We start from the raw sequence: 5,428 nt of genomic DNA, 5'->3' as shown, positions 1-5,428 counted from the left end.
TGTCATTCCCGCCTCTGCGGGAACGGCAAATAAAACCTGACGATACCAGGATGAAATCTCTACTGCCATCACCCTCTTTTTTACTTAACTGCATCATAATACGCGCTGTTGCACCCCAGACAAAATAAGTACTTGCCGTATATTGATAGCTTTTAATAGCTACCCCATAACGCTTAACAATGAGCTCTTGGTAATTAGCCAAATTGCTAACTTCTGCAAGCGGCAGACTAAACACTGCTGATACTTCCCCCAAACTAGCTTTATAAGGTTCTAATGATTCAATGGTAACCAACCATGGATGAATAATATAACCGGTTAAAGTGCGCTCAACAGCCATATTTCTTTGCAACTGTATACGAGAGGCATCTATATCCAACTCCTCTCTTAACTCACGTAAGGCAGTTGCATATAAATTCTCGTCACCTTCTTGCCAACGACCACCCGGAAAACAAACTTCTCCTGGATGTTCAGGCAACTTTGTGCTTCGTTGGGTTAATACTAAAGAGTCGTTTGTTAAATCGAGCATCACAATTACGCCGGCCTCTTTTGGAGTCGCTAATTTATTCACTTTATTAATCCGTTCACAATTGCAGCAATTTTCGTGAAACACTCACGATATTCATCTTCCCAGTTAGAATCAATCACAATGCCGCCACCTGCAGCCAAATGCAAAACATCTTTACAGGCAGTTACAGTTCGTATGGCAATATTACTATCAAAACGGCCATGACGGGAGAAATAACCCAAACTACCACAGTATATACCACGGGAATAAGGTTCTTGCTCCGCAATGACATACATGGATTCTAATTTGGGTGCTCCAGTAATAGAACCTCCTGGAAAACAAGCTTCTATCGCTTGCCAAGAGCTAATACCATCACGACATTGAGCCTCAATATGACTAACTAGATGATGTACTGACTGATAACTTTCCGCCTCGCATAAAGCACTTACCCGCACAGACCCTGGCTGCGCAATTTTGCCCAAGTCATTGCGTAACAAGTCAACAATCATAATATTCTCAGCACGATTTTTACTACTTGCTAACAAACGTTCCCGTAATAGCATATCATCGCAATAATTGGCAGCTCGTCTTTCAGTTCCCTTTATAGGCGAGGTTAATAAATGGCCTTGCTCCCCAGTTAAAAAACGTTCTGGCGAAAAACTAAGAAAATCTCCTTTATTGGTACGCATAAAGGCACAATAGGGTACGGGATTGGTTAATCTTATCTGCTTATACATTTCCCAAGGGTCACCCTCATAACAGGCATTAAATGGCTGTGTATAATTCACCTGATAACATCGGCCTTGTTGCAAATCCTGATAAATGCTTTTAAACGCTTCTTGGTACTCTGTTTGGCTAAGTAGAGGCACAAAGAAACCACTCCAACGAAAAGACTCACAACGTTGATTTCTGTCTTGCCATAGTATTTTTATTTCTTCGACAATTGAAGCTGTATCGGCGCGACTATTCGCTGAAAATAAGCTAACTTTCTTTAAGCGATGATCAGCAATAATAGCCCAATCATACAACCCCATATCCACCAGAGGCATATCAACCAGCGTAGGTTGTGTTGTTGAATTAATACCCGCTAGATTTATAGCAAAATCATAAGAGAAATAACCAATTGCTCCCCCTTGAAAAGGTAAATCAATACTCGAGGCAATTAAAGGAACTCGTTTTTGTAATTCCTCAAATGTACTGCTTAGATTAGTTGCATGACGCTCTATTCTGAATTGTTCATAAGGATAAGCACTGAGAATATCATAACGCCCACGCACTCTATCACTACTTTCCAAGAGTACAAACCCGGGCAATTTACTCATTTTTTGATAATTTTCTATGAGATTATCAGTATATTCTAAAGGGAAGATATTCAACAATGACACCCTAATTTCTGCGTTATAATTTGCAAAACTCTAAATGACTAGCAGCACAATTATAACTTATTTTTTACTAGTCATAACCGAAGATTAATCAGCTTTTTCACCAGGATATTACAGAATTGTAAACATAATCTGGTTTTTGCAAAAAATTGTGAGTATTCTATGGCGGCGTTGTTAACAAGGAGACAAGCCGTGACAACAGTTGCTCGATTTGAAATACCTTTTACTCAAATTATTAATGAACAAGGTGAACCTTGTGCTACCTTGCCTTCTTTTGCTAGTGATAAACCTCTGTTACAAGAACTCTATCGTATCATGGTGCGCACAAGAATTTTTGATAAAAAAGCAATTGCCCTACAACGTACTGGTAAGATGGGTACTTATGCCCCCATTAACGGTCAGGAAGCCATTTCAACTGCGATAGGTCACGCTATGCGGCCAGAGGATGTATTCGTTCCCTACTATCGTGATTATGCTGCCCAATTTCAACGCGGCGTAAAAATGTCAGAGATTCTGGCTTATTGGGGAGGTGATGAGCGCGGTAGTCAATTCGCTTGTGATTCGGAAGATTTGCCTATCTGTGTACCTATCGCTTCACAGTGTTTGCATGCAGCGGGGGTCGCTTTTGCATTCAAATATCGCAACCAAGCACGCGTTGCAGTAGTATGCCTCGGTGAAGGTGGTACCTCAGAAGGTGATTTTTATGAAGCAATGAACGTAGCAGGGATTTGGAATTTACCTGTGGTTTTTATTGTTAATAATAATCAATGGGCTATTTCAGTACCCCTCTCTAAGCAAACAGCCAGTCAAACTGTTGCTCAAAAAGCCATTGCAGCAGGATTTGCCGGGATTCAAATAGATGGCAATGACATACTTGCTTGCCGTCAAGTTATCGGTGAAGCCATCGAAAAAGCACGTCAGGGTCAAGGACCGACTTTAATTGAAGCCTTAACCTATAGGCTCTGCGATCACACCACAGCTGACGATGCTACTCGCTATCAACCGCAAGAAGAAGTTGAAAAAGCGAAATTAAAAGAACCAATTGGACGCTTTAGGCATTTTCTAGAACAACAAAATTTATGGGATAATACACAAGAAGAAAAACTCCTGAAAGAATGTGGTGAACTTGTTCAACAGGCCGTGGATGAATACCTCGAACGCTCCCCTCAACCCATTAGTAGTGCCTTTGATTATCATTATGCTGAACTACCAGATTATCTGGTTGAGCAACGAGCAATAGCAATGGAGGAAGCAGCTCATGCCTGATATAACCTTAGTTGAGGCAGTTACCCAAGCATTAGCTTATGAATTAGCTAATGATGAAAATGTTATTGTATTTGGCGAAGATGTGGGTAAAAATGGCGGTGTATTCCGTGCGACTGCTGGTTTACAAGACCGTTTTGGTGAACATCGTGTTTTTGATTCCCCTCTTGCTGAATCAATGATTGCAGGACTTGCCGTAGGAATGTCTGTTCAAGGTTTAAAAACCTGTTGCCGAGTTTCAATTTATGGGTTTCATTTACCCGGCAATGAATCAGATTATTTCTCACGCAGCTCGTATGCGTAACCGAACGCGGGGACGCCTGCATTGTCCATTAGTATTTCGGGCTCCTTTTGGTGGTGGAATTCGTGCGCCTGAGCACCATTCAGAAAGCACAGAAGCATTATTTGCTCATATCCCAGGATTACAGGTCGTTATTCCTTCCTCACCTAAACGAGCTTATGGCTTATTATTAGCCGCTATCAGAAATCCTGATCCAGTCATTTTTCTTGAGCCAAAACGAATTTATCGCTTGGTTAAACAGCCCGTTGAAGATAATGGTCAAGCCCTGCCCCTCGGCAAATGCTTTACCTTACAGGAAGGTGATGATGTAACCTTAGTCAGTTGGGGAGCCAGTATGCATGAGACATTACAAGCTGCCAAACAATTGAATGAAGAAGGTATCTCTTGTGAAGTAATCGATGTGGCTACTATTAAACCTTTGGATATTGAAACCATACTTGCCTCTGTTGAAAAAACAGGGCGATGCGTAATCATCCATGAAGGTGCAAGAACCTGTGGCGTTGGCGCAGAAATCTCGGCACAATTGATGGAAAATTTGCTACCTGACTTGCTGGCACCCGTTCAACGAGTGACTGGCTATGATGTGGTCATGCCCTATTTTCAACTAGAAAAGCACTATCTACCAAGCGTTTCACGAATCAAAGACAGTGTCATGAGTATAATGGAGTGATAATGAATATTTTCAATTTACCTGATTTGGGCGAAGGTCTGCCTGATGCTGAAATTCATGAATGGTTTGTTAAAGAAGGTGATACGGTAACTCTTGACCAACCTTTGGTATCGATGGAAACCGCTAAAGCAGTCGTCGATGTGCCCTGCCCGCAAGGTGGAACCATTGTAAAATTATTTGGCAAGCCTGGTGATGTCATTAAAACAGGTGAACCGTTGGTCGCTTTTGCAGCCACTGATGCGCCGCGTGTTGATAAAGGAACCGTGGTTGGTAATCTTGAGGAAAGCACGGATATTTCGGAGGACAATTTTACCATTGGTACAGGCCACACGACGTCGCAACGTGCAAAAGCAACGCCTGCAGTACGTTTGTTAGCTAAAAAATTGGGGGTTAATCTTAACACCTTAAGTGGCAGCGATGAGCATGGCGTGATCACTCGGGAAGATGTTCAAGCAGCGGCCAATAAAAAGCGCAGCTGCCTGAAGGGTTTGAGGCCTTACGGGGCGTACGTCGCGCCATGCTCAACAGCATGATGCAATCCCATCAAGAAGTTGTGCCTGTGAGTATTTTTGATGAAGCGGATATTCATAATTGGCAACCACAAACTGATATCACCGTACGGCTGATTAGAGCAATAACTCACGCTTGCAAAGAGGAGCCAGCACTTAATGCGTGGTTTGATACCGCACATAGTGCGCGTAAATGTTTTGCTGAAGTACATTTGGGCTTAGCAATGGATAACAGTGAAGGATTGTTTGTACCGGTAATCCATAATGCAGCAAATTGTTCGGATGAGCAATTACGCCAAGTGATTAATGATTATAAACAAGCTGTACAAGAGCGTGCCGTAGCACCTGAAAATTAAAAGGCGCAACCATTACGCTCTCAAATTTTGGCAAATTCGCCGGCCGTTTTGCCAGCCCAATCATTGTACCGCCTATGGTTGCAATTCTGGCTGTGGGACGTTTATATGAGGGTGTTGTTGCAACGAAAGGTAAAACGGAAGTTCATCGTCTCTTACCCTTGTCTTTAAGTTTTGACCACCGAGCAGTTACCGGTGGAGAAGCCACCCGATTTTTAGGGGCTGTCATCCATGCCCTCCAAAAACCTTAAAGAAAAAGCCCGCTTTAGCGGGCTTTAAATTCAGTGTGCTAACATTTTTTAGGCAGCTGGTGCTGCAATGGAAGCCGCTGCTTTCTCTACTGCATCAACTCGCTCCAATCCTACAGAGCGATCGTAGAAAAAGGCAAAACGGCCAGTAGACCATTTTGAGGCAGCCAATTGCAGGCCTACGGCGATACCCAAAG

Annotated in this window: 3 protein-coding genes and 2 pseudogenes; 3 read left to right on the top strand and 2 right to left on the bottom strand. The window is 42.7% G+C overall.

Annotation, left to right across the window (positions count from 1 at the left end; translation table 11 throughout):
- Both BN58_RS24250 and pabB read right to left on the bottom strand, forming a co-directional pair.
- On the bottom strand, positions 1-568 hold a 568-nt coding region (locus BN58_RS24250; protein ID WP_019216826.1), incomplete at its 3' end, for an NUDIX hydrolase.
- Positions 565-1,881 carry an aminodeoxychorismate synthase component I gene (gene pabB, locus BN58_RS10745; RefSeq protein WP_019216825.1) on the bottom strand — a complete coding sequence of 439 codons (1,317 nt, stop codon included), beginning with the start codon at positions 1,879-1,881 and terminating at the stop codon, positions 565-567. The genes pabB and BN58_RS24250, both read right to left, overlap by 4 nt.
- Positions 1,882-2,079: 198 nt before the next feature.
- Here pabB and pdhA point away from each other — a divergent pair, with 198 nt between their 5' ends.
- The 3 genes and pseudogenes from pdhA to BN58_RS24240 all read left to right on the top strand — a co-directional run bounded on the left by pdhA (position 2,080) and on the right by BN58_RS24240 (position 5,234).
- Positions 2,080-3,153, top strand: coding sequence for a pyruvate dehydrogenase (acetyl-transferring) E1 component subunit alpha (gene pdhA / locus BN58_RS10740; RefSeq protein ID WP_019216824.1), 1,074 nt, complete (start codon positions 2,080-2,082; stop codon positions 3,151-3,153).
- Positions 3,146-4,121: pseudogene (locus BN58_RS24245) on the top strand (alpha-ketoacid dehydrogenase subunit beta). The gene pdhA and the pseudogene BN58_RS24245 overlap by 8 nt, the downstream one beginning before the upstream one ends.
- Positions 4,122-4,123: 2 nt before the next feature.
- Positions 4,124-5,234, top strand: a pseudogene (locus tag BN58_RS24240) (dihydrolipoamide acetyltransferase family protein).
- Positions 5,235-5,428 lie beyond the last annotated feature (194 nt).

Origin of the sequence: Legionella tunisiensis (assembly GCF_000308315.1) — a bacterium.
GTDB lineage: Bacteria > Pseudomonadota > Gammaproteobacteria > Legionellales > Legionellaceae > Tatlockia > Tatlockia tunisiensis.
This window is presented reverse-complemented; position numbering and strand designations above follow the sequence as displayed.